The sequence below is a fragment of the Paenibacillus pabuli NBRC 13638 genome, assembly GCF_001514495.1.
GTDB lineage: Bacteria > Bacillota > Bacilli > Paenibacillales > Paenibacillaceae > Paenibacillus > Paenibacillus pabuli.
Map to the genome: position 1 here is coordinate 1 of NZ_BCNM01000043.1, position 17,489 is coordinate 17,489.

A 17,489-nucleotide genomic window follows, 5' to 3' on the forward strand; every position below is an offset into this window, starting at 1 on the left:
ATTACTCACTCGTTGTTCAGTTTTCAAAGATCAAGCATTCAATTTGTTGCTGTTCTTCGCGTCACCGTATTTTCAGCGGCGACTTTTATAATATATCATACTTCATTTGTTTTCGTCAAGAACTTTTTTTGAATTTCTTTTATTGAAGCTTTCAGTTCTTCACTTTCCCTCTGCAGAATTTATCGTTTGTTGGCGACTAGCTCGTTTGAGGAACGAAATATAATGTATCATATATCTCAAGTCAGAGTCAACATTTTTTAATAAATTATTAGACAAACAAAAAAGGAAGGTTTCCCCTCCCTCTTTCAAGCAATACAATGGCATACTTCAGGACGGCTTACGTCTCAATCCAATAACGGATCTCCCGTCCATCTCCTCCAAGAAAGGATGGCCATCCTGCCGATTCTTTTACTATAGAACGAAACACCAGCTTACGAAGGATAAGCGGTAGATCTTCCCGTACAAATCTTAACTGGGAGTGATGAACGAGCTCATCCATGCTCCACGGTTCCCTCCGGCTTCCTAACACTCGGAGGAGCAATCCGGAGCAATCACTCATTTTGGACATCACTGAGAATTCGCAGGCAAGAAGTACGAGCTCGACTCTTTGCTCCAGCGTCTCTGAGCTTACCGTAAGTTCCTGATAGAGCTTCCATAAGGCACGATCCAAACTCTGAACATGGGTCCATACCGCATGATCCGGGTATATCCCCTGTTCAATCAGCACGATTCTCGCCCAGTTACCCAGTGCCTCAAGAACATTATAATAAGCATCTACAACATGTCCCTCTTGAATGTAGCGTTTGGCCTCTACATACATTCTCAAGAAACTGGCGAATTCATGCAGCAGTTTCTGCTCACGCAAAGTGGACCCAAAAACAGATAGTTCTCCTCGCAGATTGCTTAAGGCGCTATCCGCTTCCCAGATAATCTCACCTTCAATTAGACACTGTAAAATGTTATTACTATCTCCTGTGATTACACTGTGCTGCAGCTCATTACGACTTACATAGATCATTTGATAACGAAAATCACCATATTTGTAGTGTCCGACCTTGGATGATATCCGTTGGTCGGTATTATGCACAACCAATACGAGTAATTCAAAATCCTGGATTAGGGAGCCGTGGAATCGATCTCCCGGATGGGAATAAGCGATAGCCCCAACTGCCCCTGTCTCTTCCGACTGTTCGGACAAAAAAGCAAGGTTCTTTAGTTCCACGATTCCCTCCATACAATTCATGGCAGATAAGCGCCAAGTCAGTTATAATGTAATTCTACATGCAGACTGAAGTTTCCTTCTTTTCCAGGTCCAATACTACTCATACGATAGGAGCATTTTTCATGATTTTCAAATCAGCAAAAATTAATGCTTTTCGCACTTGGGGACTCCTGCTTACCATGCTGGGCATGGGCCTAATGGTACTAGGAACTGCCGGTATTGTGTTCTGGGGACATGCAGGCAAAGTATTTGCTGCTGTGGGACTTGTCATTGGACTGGTTGCCATGATGGCCAGTCTGGCCATTTATTTCTGGGCCGGGATGCTCTCCACAAGCGCAGTACAAGTGGACTGTCCAGAGTGCGGCAAGTTAACCAAGATGCTCGGCAAGACGGATCGTTGTATGTTCTGTCATACCATCCTCACCCTGGACCCGAATCAGGCCAACACAACCAGTCCACAACTGAAAGCGCATTCCACTCCCTCCTCCTCTGAAACAGAGCATGGTGTGAGTTCCAACAGCTAGATATTCTTATCTACAGAGCATAAAGACAGCAAAAAGGTCCGGTAATTGCACCGGACCTTTTGTCATGTTTTAAAACGTAATTTAGTTAGATATAAGTTCATAAAAGAATTGTTTATGCTTATTTCTGATATCCTGTCTGTTTCAGCGTATTCCAGGCAGAAGCATTGGCAAAGCTCCGATTCCAGGCAGCTACACCGCCCAATTTCAAGGAAGCAATCAAATCAACACGAGCCTGAAGCGAAACAGCATCTTCTATCCAAATTTTCTTGGTGGCTCCATCCTCGGCATATTCCACATAATTCTGCCCGCTTGCTTTATCCAAGACAGGTTTGAGTTTCTTCTCTTTGATCAGTTCTGCAATGGTGTTCATGCCTACCGCTTTGGAAGACACTTTCACTTCTCCCTGATCATTGGTCTCTTCTGTCCAGATTCGAGTATACAGCGGCACAGCCATAATCAATTTGTTCGATGGGACTTCATCCTCATCCAAGATCCGTCTCATTGAAGACTCGGTCCACGGAAGTGAGGCAACCGAACCGGCTTTTGGACTTGCGGCCCAGTGCTCGTCATACGCCATAACGACAATATAATCGGCAAAAGACCCCAGCGAGCGACGATCCAGGAAAGCAGACCACATCTCACTGTTCGATTTTGGAGTTACATCCACCGAAACCATCAAACCATGAATACGCGCCATTGCTTTAATTTCACGTACAAATTGAGTGATATTCGGTCCATCGTCTGTATAGACGTTCTCAAAATCAATATTAATGCCATCCAATTGATACGTTTTGGCGTATTCCAGCATCTGTTCAATAATATGCGTACGCGTCTTGTAAGAAGCCACAGCTTCTTTCGTGATATCCGGGTCAAAGCTGTTATCCATCAGTCCCCACACTTCCATGCCGGAATGGTGAGCCCAGTTGACATACGCTTTATCTCCCTTGCTTTTTACATTGCCTTGTCCATCTGTTATATGGAACCACGTAGGACTGACCACATTGACTCCAGGCATTTTGTCGATCGAACCCACATCAGGCTGCCGATTATATACCGCTTCCCAAACCAGATTCACGGGTTTATTCTGCCACTTCTTCTCCGCTGCGGTCAAAGTGAATTTTGGCTTGTCCAGCTCTTTTTTCTCCGTAAGGGTCACATATTTATTATCCACGTATCCGGCATAACCATTATCCAACTGCACAAAGCTCTGGTCATCCCCCGTTTTCCATACCCTTACACGTGTGTCCTGCTCCATGTCGGCAATGATAGGGGAGGATTCTCCACCGCGCTTGTATAACGGGATCGTTTGTTCTGCCTTTGAAGACAGGGTATCAATCTCTGCATACTGAATAGTATCTCCTCCGCGCATCAGCAGTACTGCACCCGTTGTAGCATCTTCCTGTGTAACGATGCCGTATACTTCTTTCAGAGGTTTAAGTGGAATATAGGCTTCTCCCCCTATCACCTCAGGTTTAACTGTCATGGGATAATCCCGATGATTAAGTTCCGCTTTCGTACTGCCTTCCTTCATATGGAGCACTCGCTGCGGGGTTGCGATAATGATATCCCCAGTGTCTGCTTCATAACGTATTCCGGAATCAATCGCCTCTTGCAGCACCGTTACAGGCAGCTTGAGCTGATCTCCCGTCCCTGAAGCCTCACCATCCATCCGCTGTCCGTCCACAAAAATAGGTTGATTCATCCCGATCCAATCAGGGTCCTCGTGAATCTGATTAAGCCAAACATTCGTTATTAGCCAATAAGCAACACCTGCAACAACACAGGCACCCAAAAATCCAGGCCAGAACGAGCGCCGCTTCTGGCGTGTATATCTGTTTTTTCTACTCAAACGTCTACCTCCGTTAATCATGCTGAACCATGAAATGTGTATCCTGCTGACCATGCATTCTATTCTATCATCATATAAAATAAAAAAACGTGAAGAATCCATATTGAATTCTGCACGTTAATATTGTAAATCAACTCTCTTAATCCCTGCAACTTTTACAAACACCATATACTTCCAATCGGTGCCCATGCACTTCAAATCCAGTACTTGACTCTGCCTGAAGTTCTACACTCTTTAACGAGGGGTAGCTGAAGTCTTCAATTTTGCCGCATTTATCACAAATAACATGGTAATGATCCGTCACATTGGCATCGAAGCGGCTTGAGTTATCTCCGTATGTCAATTCCCGAACCATGCCGGCTTCTAGAAACATCTTCAAATTGTTATATACAGTCGCCACGCTCATACTGGGAAACTGGGGTTCAAGCGCACGGTAAATTTCATCGGCTGTTGGATGCCCCATGGATTCCATCAGATAGTTCAATATGGCATGACGCTGGGGTGTAATACGGACACCGGTCGTTTTCAGATGCTCCAACGCATGTTGGACACGTGTTGCCATAAAACCCACCGCCTTACCTTTCATTCTCTTCAAAGACAAAACAGATGACCACTTTGCCTCTTCATTCTGAGTTGATCTTCGGCTGAAACAATGGCATTACAACTTTCCTGCCATGTAACCTTGCCATTTTATATTTATTGTACGGCGATTGCAAGTTTATTGTCAACGCGCCATTCAGGGAACTTCGGACGTATTGTCCTGGGAATTTTGTCCGTCTTCGTTCATCTGTTCCAGGTTATCACTCGTATCTTCTGAATTGGGTGTAACTACATTGGTCGAAGGTACAGCCGGGTTCCGATCGATCGCAAGATCACTATTACCCTCAACTTTAACTGTATATTCTCCTTCACCAAGCTGGCCCTCAATCGTTTTATTCTGCACTTTAAACGGCAGGTCTGTTCGTAGATCTCCATAACTGCTGGAACCACTCAGGCTGTAATCGCCCCGTTCGGGAAGCAAAATGTTGATTGCTCCTACAGCGCTATATACATCCCAGTCTCCGCCTACTTTGGCCGATATAATGCTGATACTGCCATTAAGAGATTGGGCTTTGACCGCCAAACTGGCACCATCCACATTAATATTCCCATTCCGTGTCTCTGCTGTAATCTCTCCAACGGAGTCTGATATGTTGATGCTTCCGACTTGTGTTGTGAGGTCCACATTTCCTGAAATGCCACGGGCTTTCATGTCTCCCCGGTTACTGTCCAGATCCACATTCCCGATCGCATTCGCCACAATAACATCACCATTTAACGTTTTCCCCGAGATATCTCCTACAGCGTTCGTAATTCGTATACGTCCATTCCCGGTCTCCGCAAAAATCGTACTAATGGCTTCCGGACGATTCAGCAGAATGGCTCCATTGGACGTTCGAAGATCCAGATTGAAACGGCGATCATCCGGAATCGTGATGGTAATGTTCATACGCGGCTGTGTTTTCTCGTTCTCTCCATATGTTTTGCCTGTCGCCTTGATATGAATCACTTTAGTACCATCCGCCTCTACAAAAGAAGCATCCGCGACTGCTTTGGCCTGGACTTCCGTTGTCTGGTCAACCCAAACGACTGTGCGTACTTCAATTTCTTCGGTGTCCCCGCGCTGTACCGAGATATCGCCGTTCACTCCCTCAAACACAATATCCGAGGTATCCATACCTACAGGAACCCGAATCGTCCCCTTATCCTCCATGTATCCCGCAGCCTGACTATAGTCCATGGACGCCGCGCCCAGATTTAGACTTACTCGGTTCCATAAATGCATGTAGTGGTCCTGTTCGGTAACGATAAATACCGATGCAGCCAGAACAAGAGAAGCCAGGATGCCTTTGGCATCAGGTCTGAAACGTATTTTACTTTTTTCACCTTGGTTGTCTGAAACTCCTCTTCCTCTTCTTCGTGTCACTAAGAACAACAGTATGTATTCCACACCTAACACAATGAGCAAGAGCGGCCACCAATCGACCATCTCATATACATAGTCCGTTCCCCACCGTTTATCCAAAATCAACAGCACACCGACCGCTACGATTAAGGCGGCAGCCGTATAGCGGCCAACCCGGACTTTACGGTTCATCGCTTTCCCTCCTCGAATCGTTCACACTAGATTTTCTTCTTGCGCAACATAACCCAGATCTCGCGTCCGAAAAGCAGTAACCCTCCTGTAATCATCAAAACAGCAAATGTGTATCCGCCATACATCGCGAGCAACTCCTTAAACCAACGCGGTTTGCGGAAAAATAATATCATTAGCGATCCGCCGACTATGAGAAGCAATCCAAACGAAATGCCTTTCTCCCAAGCCATCATGGCTTCACCAACAGTGCGTTCATTAGGCGTTGGCTTGTCCAAATTGCCGTGGGTAATCGCTCTTCGCCTGCGCATCATTACCCAGTCCGCAGATTGTAATACATCGAACACATTGTAGAAGTAAATCATCGGGATAAACAAGGCCAACAGGATAAGCAGAGGTACATTAATCTGTATTCCAATCGTTGAAAAGTACAAGAGCGCTGACAAGTCCAGAAGTACAAGCAGCATGAAGGTCAGTCCTCTCATGTACAAACGGAGATAAATATGGCCGAGGCCCGGAATAACCGCACTGAGCAGCCCCGCAATAAATTTGTGAGTCCGGTTTCGAACAGGCTTAACCTTCGTTCCTCCCGGTTTATTGGTCGACTGACGTTTCCGTTTCATGACATACTCCTTTCTTCTTGACTGACGTTCCCGTTCTTTAAGCATTTGGTTAGATGTTACCCTAAAGAACGGCAAGAGTAACTGGAAGAAATATGGATATGAGCAAAAACCCTCCGCACCAAAGTCCTCAGAGGGTTGCATTCATCTATTCAATCGATACTTTGGTTACATGCTCCCACTGCCTTAGTTTGGATACGAGCTGTACCGTACTGAACTCATGCGGCATATAAACATGCAGAACGATTTCAACTTTACGTTCAACGGATACCAACTCTGCGTACGCCAAATCTTGCTCATTTACTGTAATTTTACGGATTCTGATCTTTTCCTGCTCCATAAATGAAGATACCTGTTCCAGAAATCCGGGTTCGGACAAGGTATGCAGTGTAACGACATGCAGTTTGTTCCCGCGGATATACCTTAGTTCCAGTTTGTTGAACACCCAGAGATTCAGCAGTACCAGAACGGTTGAGACGATCGAGGCAAAAAAGAACCCTGCGCCTGCTGCCAGCCCGATCGCTGCGACAACCCAGATGGAAGCTGCAGTGGTCAGTCCTGTAATGGACTTTCCGGTAAAGAGAATCGTACCCGCACCCAGAAAACCAACACCGGTAATCACAGCTGTAGCCAGACGAGCTGGATCAATCCTCACATTTAATTCATTGGCAAAATCTTTAAAACCATAAATAGATAACATCATAATCAGTGCAGAACCAAGACATACCAAAATATGAGTACGCAGGCCAGCTGCATGATTCGAACGCTCCCTCTCCAGACCTACAAGCCCTCCAAGCAGCATAGCCAGCAATAATCGCAGTAAAATATGCCACTCATCGATAAACCAGGGATTACCCAAAGCCGGTATTCCTCCTCCAAGTTGTTCACATCATTCATCTTTATTCTCGAAAACATTTCATAATACCCTAAAGCTGCTTCAATCTAAATTTCTATGAAATGTTGTTAATTCCACACCAGGTGCAATCTGCATGACCTCTACGGGTTTGAAACCGAATTTCGTATACAATTTCACAGCAGGCTGATTCAAGGTACCCGTGGAAACGATATAACGCGGAAAATCTGGATGCTGTTCGAACACATGCACCATCAAAGAAGCAGCAATCCCCTTGCGAAAATGCTCCGGGTGCACCATCATTCGTGTAATGGTCAGTGTATTCGTTTCTTCCTCTGCTACTGCGACAGCACCGATCAGTTCGCCGTCTTCATCGATATAACCATAAAAGGTCTCCCCGCAATTGCGCAGTGTTTCCATCGTATCCATTAATGGTGGAATGTCCTGAAATCCGATGATCTCTGCTTCCAATCGATAGGCCATATGTTGAAGCCTCCATAATTGTCCCAGCTTCTCCAGATCACTTAACGGCAATGATTCAATGGTCATATCCATCCCCCGTTTCCTTGTGGTTAAAAAGTGAATTCAGGATAATAGCTTCCATGTGCGCTCCATCATGCAAAAAGAGGCTGTCACAGGGACGAGCCTCTTTCTGTCCGGCCTCACCGGATGGATTAGCGGTTCAGTACATCTGCAAGCAGTTGATTGGCAAGAGCCGGGTTGGCTTTACCTTTACTTTCTTTCATGACTTGACCAACAAGGAATCCAATGGCCTTCTGTTTACCAGCCTTATAATCTTCTACCGATTGCGGGTTGTTCGCAACAACCTGCTCCACGATGGCGAGAATGGCACCCTCATCGCTGATTTGCACCAGACCCTTTTCTTCAACGATCTGCTGTGGAAGCTTGCCGCTCTCCAGCATTTCCTTAAATACGGTCTTAGCAATCTTGCTGTTAATCGTGCCTTTCTCCAGCAGTCCAATCATCTCACCCAAACCTTGACCTGTCAGCGGTACCTGAGTTACTTCCAGGTTGCTGGTGTTCAGGTAACCCAGCAAATCGCCCATGATCCAGTTGGATACGGCTTTCGCATCCTTGGTGTATTTCAGACTGTCTTCAAAAAGATCCGCTACAGCTTTGGAAGAAGTGATAACCGCCGCGTCATAACTAGGCAATCCATAATCCGCAGTATAACGGGCTTTACGCTCGTCTGGAAGCTCCGGTATGGAGGCTCTGATCCGTTCCTTCCAGTCTGCATCGATATGCAGCTTCACCAGATCCGGGTCCGGGAAATAACGATAGTCATGCGCCTGTTCTTTACCACGCATGGACAGTGTTTTTCCTTGAGCCTCATCCCAGCGACGAGTTTCCTGAACGACTTCACCGCCGTCGTCCAAAATTTCAGCTTGGCGATACTGCTCATACTCCAGACCACGCTGAACGCCTCGGAAGGAGTTCATATTTTTCAGCTCGGCTCTCGTCCCCAACTTCTCCTGTCCATGCGGACGCAAGCTGATGTTTGCATCACAACGCAGTGAGCCTTCTTCCATCTTCACGTCAGATACATCACAGTATTGCATGATGGCACGCAATTTCTCCAGATATGCACGAGCTTCTTCCGGAGAAGAAATCTCTGGTTCAGACACAATTTCCACCAGCGGAGTACCGACACGGTTGAAATCGACCAATGAAGCATAACCGCCATCAACGTGGGTGAGCTTACCTGCATCTTCTTCCAGATGAAGACGAGTTATGCCGATTCGCTTCGTTTCACCGTTGACTTCGATATCGATCCAGCCGTTCTCACCGATCGGTTGATCAAATTGCGAGATTTGATAAGCTTTCGGAGAATCGGGGTAGAAGTAGTTTTTCCGGTCAAACTTGCTGACATCCGCAATGGTGCAGTTAAGGGCCATCGCTGCTTTCATCGCGTAATCTACAGCTTGACGATTCAGTACTGGCAATACACCAGGATGTCCCAGACAGACCGGGCAAGTGTGCGTGTTCGGCGGAGCTCCAAAAGCGGTGGAGCAGCCACAGAAAATTTTGGAGTTTGTATGCAACTCCACATGGACTTCAAGTCCAACAACCGTTTCATATTTAGATGCAGACATTTCTATATTCCTCCGTTCCGGGCAGTCTACAGCTGCGGACGCTGCTTGTGAAATTCTGTATTTTGTTCAAACGCATGCGCTACGCGCAGTACGGTCGTTTCATCAAAAGCTTTACCAATGATTTGCATGCCGACAGGCAGGCCATCCGAGAATCCGCAAGGGATGCTGACTGCAGGAACACCAGCCAGGCTGACCGGGATGGTCAGAATGTCGTTGAGATACATGGTAAGCGGATCATCAACCTGGGAACCGAGTTTGAACGCCGTTGTTGGCGCAGTAGGCCCAATAATGACATCATATTTAGCAAATACGTCGTCGAAATCCTGTTTGATCAACGTACGCACTTTCTGAGCTTTCAAATAATACGCATCATAGTAACCCGAGCTGAGTGCATAGGTTCCAAGCATGATGCGTCGTTTCACTTCGGGACCAAAACCTTGACTGCGGGACTGGTGATACAGATCCAGCAAATTTTCCGGGTTGTCTGCACGAACACCATAACGCACGCCGTCGAAACGAGCCAGGTTCGACGAAGCCTCCGAGGAAGCGAGCAGATAATACGTAGCCACCGCATATTCGGTATGCGGAAGGGATACCTCTTCCCATGTTGCACCGAGTCCTTCAAGGACTTTCAGTGCGGACAGGACGGTTTCTTTAACTTGAGGATCAACGCCTTCACCAATGTATTCCTTCGGAACAGCAATGCGAAGCCCTTTGACATCTCCTGTCAATCCGCTCAAATAATCCGGGATATCCACTTTCGCAGATGTCGAATCTTTGGCGTCATAACCAGCAATGGCTTGCAGCACATAGGCAGAATCCTCAACATTTTTCGTCAAAGGTCCAATCTGATCCAGGGAGGAAGCGAATGCAACCAAACCAAAGCGGGAAACGAGCCCATAGGTTGGTTTCAAACCGACAACGCCGCAGTAGGATGCTGGCTGTCTGATGGAACCCCCTGTATCTGATCCCAATGTGAAATAAGCTTCTCCGGCTGCAACAGCTGCCGCAGATCCACCGCTGGAGCCGCCGGGAACACGGTCCAGTGCCCATGGGTTACGTACAGGATAGAAACTTGAATTTTCATTCGAGCCGCCCATGGCGAATTCGTCCATATTCAGTTTACCGATCGTTACAGTATCCGCCGCTTTCAGCTTCTCGACAACGGTTGCATCATATACCGGGTCGAAGTTGCGCAGAAACTGGCTGCCGCACGTTGTACGCAATCCGTTCGTAACGATGTTATCCTTAATGCCGACAGGCAGGCCAAAAAGCAAACCTTTCTCCTCGCCACTGACGAGTCGATCATCCAACTGACGTGCACGCATACGTGCCTGTTCCTCATCCAATGCCAGATACGCCTTAACCTTCTCATCATGCGCACCAATATTCTGATATGCCTGATCCACCAGATCGCTAACCGATAACTCCTTCGCGTGCAGCTTGTTATGTATCTCCGGCAACGATTGTTCAAATAAACTCACGGTTTTCTTCCTCCTTCCGGTTATCCGTTATTCCATTACAGCAGGCACTTTGAACTGCCCGTCTTCTTCTTCCGGTGCATTGTGCATCACCTGTTCAATGGACAAACTTTCCTTGGTCTCATCATCACGCATCACATTGCTAACGTGCAGAACGTGAGTGGTTGGTTCGATGTCATCGGTGTCCAGCTCGTTCAGCTTCTCAGCATATTTTAAAATCGCGTTCAGCTGACCAGTCAGGGTCTGTTCTTCTTCAGCAGTCAAATTGAGCCGGGCCAGCTTGGCCACATGCTGAACGTCATTATTCGAAATACTCATCTCCGGATGCCTCCTTCATTCGTTCTAATTCCCGAAACCGCCTGAAACGAATCGCTCGTTTAACGGGCTAAAGTCCCAAGATAACTTTTTTCATTATAGGTGAGATAGTTCGACAATTCAATGCAAAGCCCCTGACTTACCGAATATGCAAAATACCCCACAATGGTGGAGTCTTCCTTTGACGCATGTTTTCGAATGTATCCAGCAATTTTTCCCGTCATAGGATAACGGCAACTTTAAAGTTCATTTATTCTGATCTGATCAAAAAAGAGCCGGCATCAGCCGACTCTAAACATTCTAAATCCATGCACGCAGGTTAACCTGCTTTATAAAATCCGCCTGTGACATAACATCGTTCGCGGTTTCCTCTTCCTCTTCCACAGCTTGAAAATCTCCGTTCATCAGATGATGAAACAGTTTCTCATTGTGTGTCGCAAGGGCGTAATCTATCAACGCTTCTCGCTCGACCCGCTCAGCTTCCTGCTTCAGCAGAACCTCTTCTAGATCGACGTCGCCGGATGGAACAAAAAAATTCCGATTCACCTGCGGCACTCGAAGCACGTAATCGAACGCATTGTCCGGATTCCGGTCATAAGCGATGATGAAACCATATTCCCCCACAGGAAGATTCTGCTCAAACGCATCCGCGACGATGACAACCTTCTCTCCTAATCGCAGCATCGTCTAACCTCCTGGTAGTCTATCTTTTTATTATTTGTATAGTCTACTAGAAAAGAATAGCGATGTCTACGATTACTAGAATTAAACAAAACATTTGTGCAAAATCTTTTTTTCATTCCGTAAATTCTATCATTTACCCGATGTTTGCTTAGGGGGCTTGCGGTCTACTCGCACCACAATGAACCAATATACGATTAATGGTGTCGGAAATCCAGTGATCCCCCATAATCCCCACAACCAGGGAAAACGGCCACGTTTCCTTGCATCCTGAAAAATCCACGTTCCTTGAATCAGCAAAAGAAGGGCAATCCATATCATCCATACGAGAGGAATCTCATTCAATGAATAGTGCAGATCATTCATGGCGGGTCTCCTTCCGGCGTCTTCCTGTCCAGATGGCTACCACGGCAATCGCCGCTCCCAGACTGAGCGCCTGAATACCCAAATATAGAGCCGGCGCAGAATGGAATAGCAGCACACCACAAGTGATAACGAACAGGCCAACAATCCAGAACATGATCATTTCAATTCGATTAGCTCTTTTTCTAACTTGCCGTCGTTCCCTGACTTGGGCTTCAAGTGAAGCTAATGAGGGGATATTTACAGGTTCATACGCATCATCCAGCACTCTCATCTGTTGCTGCATCTGTGCCACGATCTCTTGTTCATCATGTTCATCAGATCTGCTCATGTTCATCCAGCTCCTTTCTCAATTGACGAAGACCATACGCCGTTCTTGATTTAGCCGTTCCGGATGGAATCCCCAGCATTTGTCCTATTTCATCATATCCATAGCCATAGTAATGCTTCAGAAGTACAGCAATACGATGTTCTGGTGTTAACCTAGTCATGGCATCCATCACATCTGTCCATTCTTCATTTCGACTCTCAAATTGCCAACGCAACTTTCGTACAGCCTGATTACGAATTGCTTCCAGCCAAATCTGTTCTCTTCTCCTGCGTCTTGTCTTGTCAATGTATATACGGGTGGCAATCGTAATCATCCATGAGGAAAAGGCAGACGAACCGTCATACCTGTGAATATTCTCCATACACCGAATCATCGTATCCTGTACCGTCTCCTCCGCAACATTAGGGTCCATCGTTACTTTGACAAGATACTTATATACAAAAGCGTAGTGACGCTGAAGCAGTTCTGCCAGTGCACTATCATCTCCCTGTATCGCTCTCTGTACCTCTTCCAGTTCGGCTGCCTTCATCTGGATCATCACCTGCTTTCCGTTCAGTCTAATGTTATTACGACAGGCTCTGCAGAAACGTTCAATACGGGTAGAAAAAAATCTGACGCCGACAATTTCCCGGGCAATCAGACTTCATTCCGGTAATCTTGCAGTTTGTCGAACCACCGTTGGTTGTGGGCTCCGCTGCTAAATATACGACTTCTCCATATATTCTGCTGTTGATCCTTCATTTGATTCATCTCATTATTCATGTAGTTATGTAGTTGAGAAGGCTGGATAGTGGCTTCCCTTCTGTTACTTTCTGTTATTCGACGGTATTCTTCGCTGATTAGATGTTCGGCCCGTTGTCCCAACTGGATCACTCGCTTTTTCTCCACTTCTAATTCCTCGCTCTCATTAAGCTAATGTGTCCTTATTCATTCTTTCCCGCTATTTTCAGCTTACAGCTGCTCATACGGCAACTTGCTAAATGAAATGGAATGATCTGTTGTAGATTGCTGTCATGGATCTGTATGTATGGTGGAATGGGGTAAAACTCCGATAAAAAGACCTGAAAACAAAAAAAAGAACGCAAACCGGGTATAGACCACAGTCTGCGTGCTTCGCAAGTTAGGGTGTTTCTTTTCACTGCTTCAGTTAGATGGTGATTTAATGCTTGTAACAACTAATTGCTATTCTAATGAAAAAGTTGTCGCTTGTCCAGACTTTCTTCACATATGTTGTCGGATTATCTTGCAGACACATAAGGATTGTTCTTCTTCTCATAACCAATTGTCGTTTTGGGACCGTGACCCGGATACACCTTTACCTCATCCGAGAAGGTGTACAGCTTGTTCTGGATGGAATCAATCAGATCCCGTTCGCGACCTCCGGTAAGATCTGTTCTGCCCACCCCCATGCGAAACAAAACATCACCTGCGAACAGATCATCACCGCATAACAGACTTACACTCCCTGGTGAGTGTCCGGGTGTATGATACACTTTGAACGCATGACCAATAAAGTTCAAAGTCTGCCCTTCGTCCATGGCATATTCAGCTGGATCTGTCGAAAGCGGAGGCGTAGCCTGAGGCCAGTTCAAAGAACCATTCAATTTGGGCGTCGTGAGCCAGTCACTCTCCAAGTCATGCAAATAAACGGGACAGCCTTTTAATTTGCGAATCTCATCGACACCGCCCATATGATCAAAATGCGCGTGAGTCAACAGGATGGCTTCAATCTCCAAATCCTGAATGGCTTTGAGCAGCGGGCCCGGATTCATGCCAGGGTCAATGATTACGGCTTTCCCGGGCTCATCCCCCTGCAGAAGATACGCATTGGTCTGGAGCGGTCCCAATGAAAAGGTACGAATGTTTAGCATATCGGCTTAGTAACCCGAAATCAGTTCACGCAGCTCACTGATAATAGCTGCATTTGACTCCGTTCCTTCCCCATAACGTTTCCCTATCTCTTGACGTGCAACAGCCAGATTATCCTGATAATCTGCGGCTTCACGGTCCGGATTGAGACGTTTGAACTCAATCATTACTTCCTGTACGTGCTGTGGACGCGGTCCCCACTGACCCAGAACATGTCCACCTGTGTCTGCAAAAATGACGACTGGCACGGAGCGGCCGCCCATAGTCAGAAACTCATCCATCACTTCTGGATGGTTCTCCATAATCAGAACTTCTGTCGGTATTCCTGAGATCTCAAGCGCCTGAAACACAACCGGAATATTACGTACAACATCGCCGCACCAATCAGCAGCCAGAATTAACACACGCAAATCATCGCGGTGATTCAGGCTTTCAAAAAATTCACGATCATCCTCGCTCGGCCATACAAAGCTGTCATAGTTGGCCTGAAATTCGCTTTGGTTCTTGGTCATGCTCTCAATGAATTCTTTCGGCGGCAGGCCTTTACCGAATTTGTGAGACAAGTTTGGTTTTCCCATAACTAGACACTTCCCTTCTTTTTACGAGCATTCATCCATTTAATCAGTACATAAATAATCATAAGTGCCAGAGCAACGAGCAGAATCGGCATAATATAAGGTGCCGCTTTTTCGTTGATATGCTGCCATTGATCTCCAAGTATCATCCCTAAATATATAAACAATGCAGACCAAGGTATAACAGCGAGGGTTGTCAGTAAAATAAATCGACCCGTGTGCATTTTGGATATCCCCGCAGGAATCGATATGGCATGTCTTACGACGGGAACAAAACGCGCCGTGAAAATGACACCTGTCCCATACTTCCGGAACCATTCCTCGGAATGGTCGATGTGCTTTTTCTGGATCAGTATGTATTTGCCATAACGTTCAAGAACAGGTCTTCCGCCATAACGGCCAATCCAGTAAATAAACAGCTGGGCTATGACACCGCCCACGGTACCAAAAATCAGTGCACCGAAAAAATTAATATGGCCTTGTGAAACGAGAAAACCTCCATATGCCAATACAATTTCACTTGGAATAACTTCAAGCATTAATCCAAGCATAATTCCAAAGTATCCAAGGCTCTGAATCCAATCGAATAATTGATTGACAATGTTATGAATAACGTCCATCTCGACCCTCTTTCTTCATCCTGATTGGCAGTGCCCTTCCGCACCATGGATGTTCGTCCCTATTTTATCACAGGGCTCTAGTCGTTGCTACTTCACCCATTTGGGATAGTGTCCCGCAGGCAGCCGTTCGCATATGGTATCGGGAGAGGAGCGTGAGAAGATGTCACCCAAAATCACACCCGGTACTCCCCCGGTAAAACATAACAATCCAGGCCAGAAACTGCCTTCGGCCCGCGGAATTCGCAGGGCATGCAGCAAGGAGCTGTATCGTACTGCCAAAAAGCTAAAGGTATACATTTCGCCCGAACTGATGAAGCAGGCAGAAGAACTGTATTATGGTAAAGTCATCGCCAATCTGCTCTGGATCGGTGAACATCGGGATAATCGCAAGAAGTTGTGCGAATGGTGGAATGCCGATGTCAGTGCCGAGATTGCAGCTCTATGGGGTGTGGAGCTGGAACCTCTGCAAGGAGCGTTTCAGCAGGCTTTCGGCGGGTATCGCCTGTAGATTGGCGTAATGGATAGGTTGACAACAAGTTAATGGTCTTCATGTTCCTGATCTGAGTCGTATCTAAGCTGAGACTTGCTTGAGCTCTACTCTGGTTGATCCTTGTGTAAGGTCGAATATTCATGGACTCCGTCTGGTCACATCTGAGGCAAGCGGACCAGAAGCCAACATGCGCAGATTACTCCCATGACGTAATGCTTCATCTTCAAGTCCAAAACGCCGATCATTTCTCCCTTGCCCTGCTGCTACTTCTTCAGCCAGCTCTCTATATCGATCATATAGTTGTACTCCGGCAGCAGCGGTCTGTCTTGCCCGATCCGTGTATCCTGCTGCAAGTTCAAGCCGTGATGCGTGCTCCATGCAATACAAAGCCAGGGACTGACTTGAGGCATCATAACGGTTCAAGGCGATGGATCGCTCAAAATATTCCCCAGCCTGCTCTCCCAGGCCGGACCGGGCAGCCCATTGACCCAACTCCAAATAGAGTTGAGGGTTAACCGGGGAATGGGACAGGCTCTTGAACAATAGGATCTCAGCTTCTTTCACAGGCAGCATGCGTGACAGCGAAATCGCAATATCCACCCTGTAGGAATTGAATTTATGCGCCGCAGCAAGCAGCGCCTTTTGCTCCGTGCCTCCTGCAGCTTTGGAAATGGCCAGACGATATTGGTTTTCTGCGGCCCATTGCTGGCTGGCCAGCCAGGGTGTTCCGCCAAGCCAGAACAAGATGAACATTCCGGCTAGTATCCGTGGAGACCACAGACCTAACTGGAGGAGAAAACGGGAGCGCTTGTTGTAAACCCCGACATTTTGTCGAGGTTGTAACGAATGGGCCCAGCCCCCTATCCAAATGAACATCATCCAGAGAAAGGTGAAGCTCCAGTCAAAGTCCACTGCGCCATGGAGTACAAAAACCAGAAAGACAGGCAATAGATGAGGTGCACACCTCCACATGGTTCGCAGGGTAAACAGAAACCAACCCGCGATAAGTAATATACCAATCACGCCTGTATCGAGGGCGAGATCAAGGATGCCGTTATGAACCTCGCCTCCGACATAGGGCGAGGATTGGATGGCGCGAAACATGCTGCGCCATGTATCCCCTCCGTGGCCCAGCCATGCGGCCTCGGTCCAGAGCCTCAGGGCGTCCTGCCACATCTGAAGGCGGGACAGCCCTGTGCCGACACCAGCCGCCATGCGGTCGGCGGTGGAGGCCACGGCCAGCAGGGCGGCGGTAATCCCCGCCAGCCCTGTGGCCGTAATAGCAGCGGCGCGCGCCTGAACGCCGCTGTGCCACAGGCGGCACAGCAGCAGCGTGCCGAGCAGCGCAGCTGCCCATGCCCCGGCCAGTGCGAGCAGGCCGGGCACGGGTGCAGGTGCCAGCTGGGCAGCAGCCAGCTGGCGGTAAAGCCAGGCCGCGCAGGCCAGTG

The 17,489-nt window shown here is 47.3% G+C and carries 21 protein-coding genes; 2 read left to right on the forward strand and 19 right to left on the reverse strand.

Annotated elements, in window-relative coordinates:
* Positions 1-337: 337 nt before the first annotated feature.
* Positions 338-1,222: a nucleotidyltransferase-like protein gene (locus PPA03S_RS31520; RefSeq protein WP_062329979.1), complete on the reverse strand. Its 885-nt coding sequence runs from the start codon at positions 1,220-1,222 to the stop codon at positions 338-340.
* A 122-nt stretch (positions 1,223-1,344) separates the two neighbouring features.
* On the opposite strand from PPA03S_RS31520, the gene PPA03S_RS31525 reads away from it, so the two are divergent.
* Complete coding sequence (locus PPA03S_RS31525; RefSeq protein ID WP_062329980.1) at positions 1,345-1,746, forward strand: YgzB family protein; 402 nt, start codon at positions 1,345-1,347, stop codon at positions 1,744-1,746.
* A gap of 118 nt (positions 1,747-1,864) precedes the next feature.
* Here the strand turns inward: PPA03S_RS31525 and PPA03S_RS31530 are convergent, their stop codons facing one another.
* From PPA03S_RS31530 to uptA, 17 genes are all read right to left on the reverse strand, one after another.
* Positions 1,865-3,616 carry a glycosyl hydrolase family 18 protein gene (locus PPA03S_RS31530; protein ID WP_062329981.1) on the reverse strand — a complete coding sequence of 584 codons (1,752 nt, stop codon included), beginning with the start codon at positions 3,614-3,616 and terminating at the stop codon, positions 1,865-1,867.
* A 118-nt stretch (positions 3,617-3,734) separates the two neighbouring features.
* Complete coding sequence (gene perR / locus PPA03S_RS31535; RefSeq protein ID WP_024631328.1) at positions 3,735-4,157, reverse strand: peroxide-responsive transcriptional repressor PerR; 423 nt, start codon at positions 4,155-4,157, stop codon at positions 3,735-3,737.
* 174 nt (positions 4,158-4,331) lie between these two features.
* A complete protein-coding gene (locus tag PPA03S_RS31540) occupies positions 4,332-5,732 on the reverse strand; it encodes a DUF4097 family beta strand repeat-containing protein (RefSeq protein ID WP_062329982.1) in 1,401 nt (466 codons plus the stop codon).
* 26 nt (positions 5,733-5,758) lie between these two features.
* Entirely contained in the window at positions 5,759-6,352 is a 594-nt protein-coding gene (locus tag PPA03S_RS31545) for a hypothetical protein (RefSeq protein WP_062329983.1), read from the reverse strand.
* 145 nt (positions 6,353-6,497) lie between these two features.
* A complete protein-coding gene (locus PPA03S_RS31550) occupies positions 6,498-7,208 on the reverse strand; it encodes an MgtC/SapB family protein (protein WP_062329984.1) in 711 nt (236 codons plus the stop codon).
* 78 nt (positions 7,209-7,286) lie between these two features.
* Positions 7,287-7,751: a GNAT family N-acetyltransferase gene (locus PPA03S_RS31555; protein ID WP_062329996.1), complete on the reverse strand. Its 465-nt coding sequence runs from the start codon at positions 7,749-7,751 to the stop codon at positions 7,287-7,289.
* A gap of 125 nt (positions 7,752-7,876) precedes the next feature.
* On the reverse strand, positions 7,877-9,316 hold the full coding sequence (gene gatB, locus PPA03S_RS31560; protein WP_062329985.1) for an Asp-tRNA(Asn)/Glu-tRNA(Gln) amidotransferase subunit GatB: 1,440 nt from the start codon (positions 9,314-9,316) through the stop codon (positions 7,877-7,879).
* Between the two features lie 26 nt (positions 9,317-9,342).
* On the reverse strand, positions 9,343-10,800 hold the full coding sequence (gene gatA / locus PPA03S_RS31565) for an Asp-tRNA(Asn)/Glu-tRNA(Gln) amidotransferase subunit GatA (protein WP_062329986.1): 1,458 nt from the start codon (positions 10,798-10,800) through the stop codon (positions 9,343-9,345).
* Positions 10,801-10,827: 27 nt separating this feature from the next.
* Positions 10,828-11,115: an Asp-tRNA(Asn)/Glu-tRNA(Gln) amidotransferase subunit GatC gene (gatC, locus tag PPA03S_RS31570; protein WP_062329987.1), complete on the reverse strand. Its 288-nt coding sequence runs from the start codon at positions 11,113-11,115 to the stop codon at positions 10,828-10,830.
* A gap of 297 nt (positions 11,116-11,412) precedes the next feature.
* On the reverse strand, positions 11,413-11,796 hold the full coding sequence (locus PPA03S_RS31575) for a hypothetical protein (protein WP_024631336.1): 384 nt from the start codon (positions 11,794-11,796) through the stop codon (positions 11,413-11,415).
* 129 nt (positions 11,797-11,925) lie between these two features.
* Entirely contained in the window at positions 11,926-12,159 is a 234-nt protein-coding gene (locus PPA03S_RS31580; protein WP_062329988.1) for a hypothetical protein, read from the reverse strand.
* Positions 12,152-12,487, reverse strand: a complete 336-nt coding sequence (locus PPA03S_RS31585; protein ID WP_062329989.1) for a YxlC family protein — start codon at positions 12,485-12,487, stop codon at positions 12,152-12,154. The genes PPA03S_RS31580 and PPA03S_RS31585 overlap by 8 nt, the downstream gene beginning before the upstream one ends.
* Positions 12,474-13,016, reverse strand: coding sequence for an RNA polymerase sigma factor SigY (gene sigY / locus PPA03S_RS31590; RefSeq protein ID WP_062329990.1), 543 nt, complete (start codon positions 13,014-13,016; stop codon positions 12,474-12,476). The genes PPA03S_RS31585 and sigY overlap by 14 nt, the downstream gene beginning before the upstream one ends.
* 107 nt (positions 13,017-13,123) lie before the next feature.
* Positions 13,124-13,375: a hypothetical protein gene (locus PPA03S_RS31595; RefSeq protein WP_157284445.1), complete on the reverse strand. Its 252-nt coding sequence runs from the start codon at positions 13,373-13,375 to the stop codon at positions 13,124-13,126.
* Positions 13,376-13,725: 350 nt separating this feature from the next.
* Positions 13,726-14,358 (reverse strand): MBL fold metallo-hydrolase, encoded by a 633-nt coding sequence (locus PPA03S_RS31600; RefSeq protein ID WP_062329992.1) that lies wholly within the window; start codon positions 14,356-14,358, stop codon positions 13,726-13,728.
* 6 nt (positions 14,359-14,364) lie between these two features.
* The gene (locus tag PPA03S_RS31605) at positions 14,365-14,934 is read right to left on the reverse strand and encodes a thioredoxin family protein (RefSeq protein ID WP_062329993.1); all 570 of its coding nucleotides are present in this window, start codon (positions 14,932-14,934) and stop codon (positions 14,365-14,367) included.
* Between the two features lie 2 nt (positions 14,935-14,936).
* Positions 14,937-15,551 (reverse strand): undecaprenyl phosphate transporter UptA, encoded by a 615-nt coding sequence (gene uptA, locus PPA03S_RS31610; protein WP_062329994.1) that lies wholly within the window; start codon positions 15,549-15,551, stop codon positions 14,937-14,939.
* Between the two features lie 160 nt (positions 15,552-15,711).
* Here uptA and PPA03S_RS31615 point away from each other — a divergent pair, with 160 nt between their 5' ends.
* Positions 15,712-16,059, forward strand: a complete 348-nt coding sequence (locus tag PPA03S_RS31615) for a hypothetical protein (RefSeq protein WP_062329995.1) — start codon at positions 15,712-15,714, stop codon at positions 16,057-16,059.
* A 120-nt stretch (positions 16,060-16,179) separates the two neighbouring features.
* Here PPA03S_RS31615 and PPA03S_RS31620 read toward each other — a convergent pair.
* Positions 16,180-17,489 (reverse strand): O-antigen ligase family protein (locus PPA03S_RS31620; RefSeq protein WP_167666132.1); only part of this gene is annotated, 1,310 nt, incomplete at its 5' end.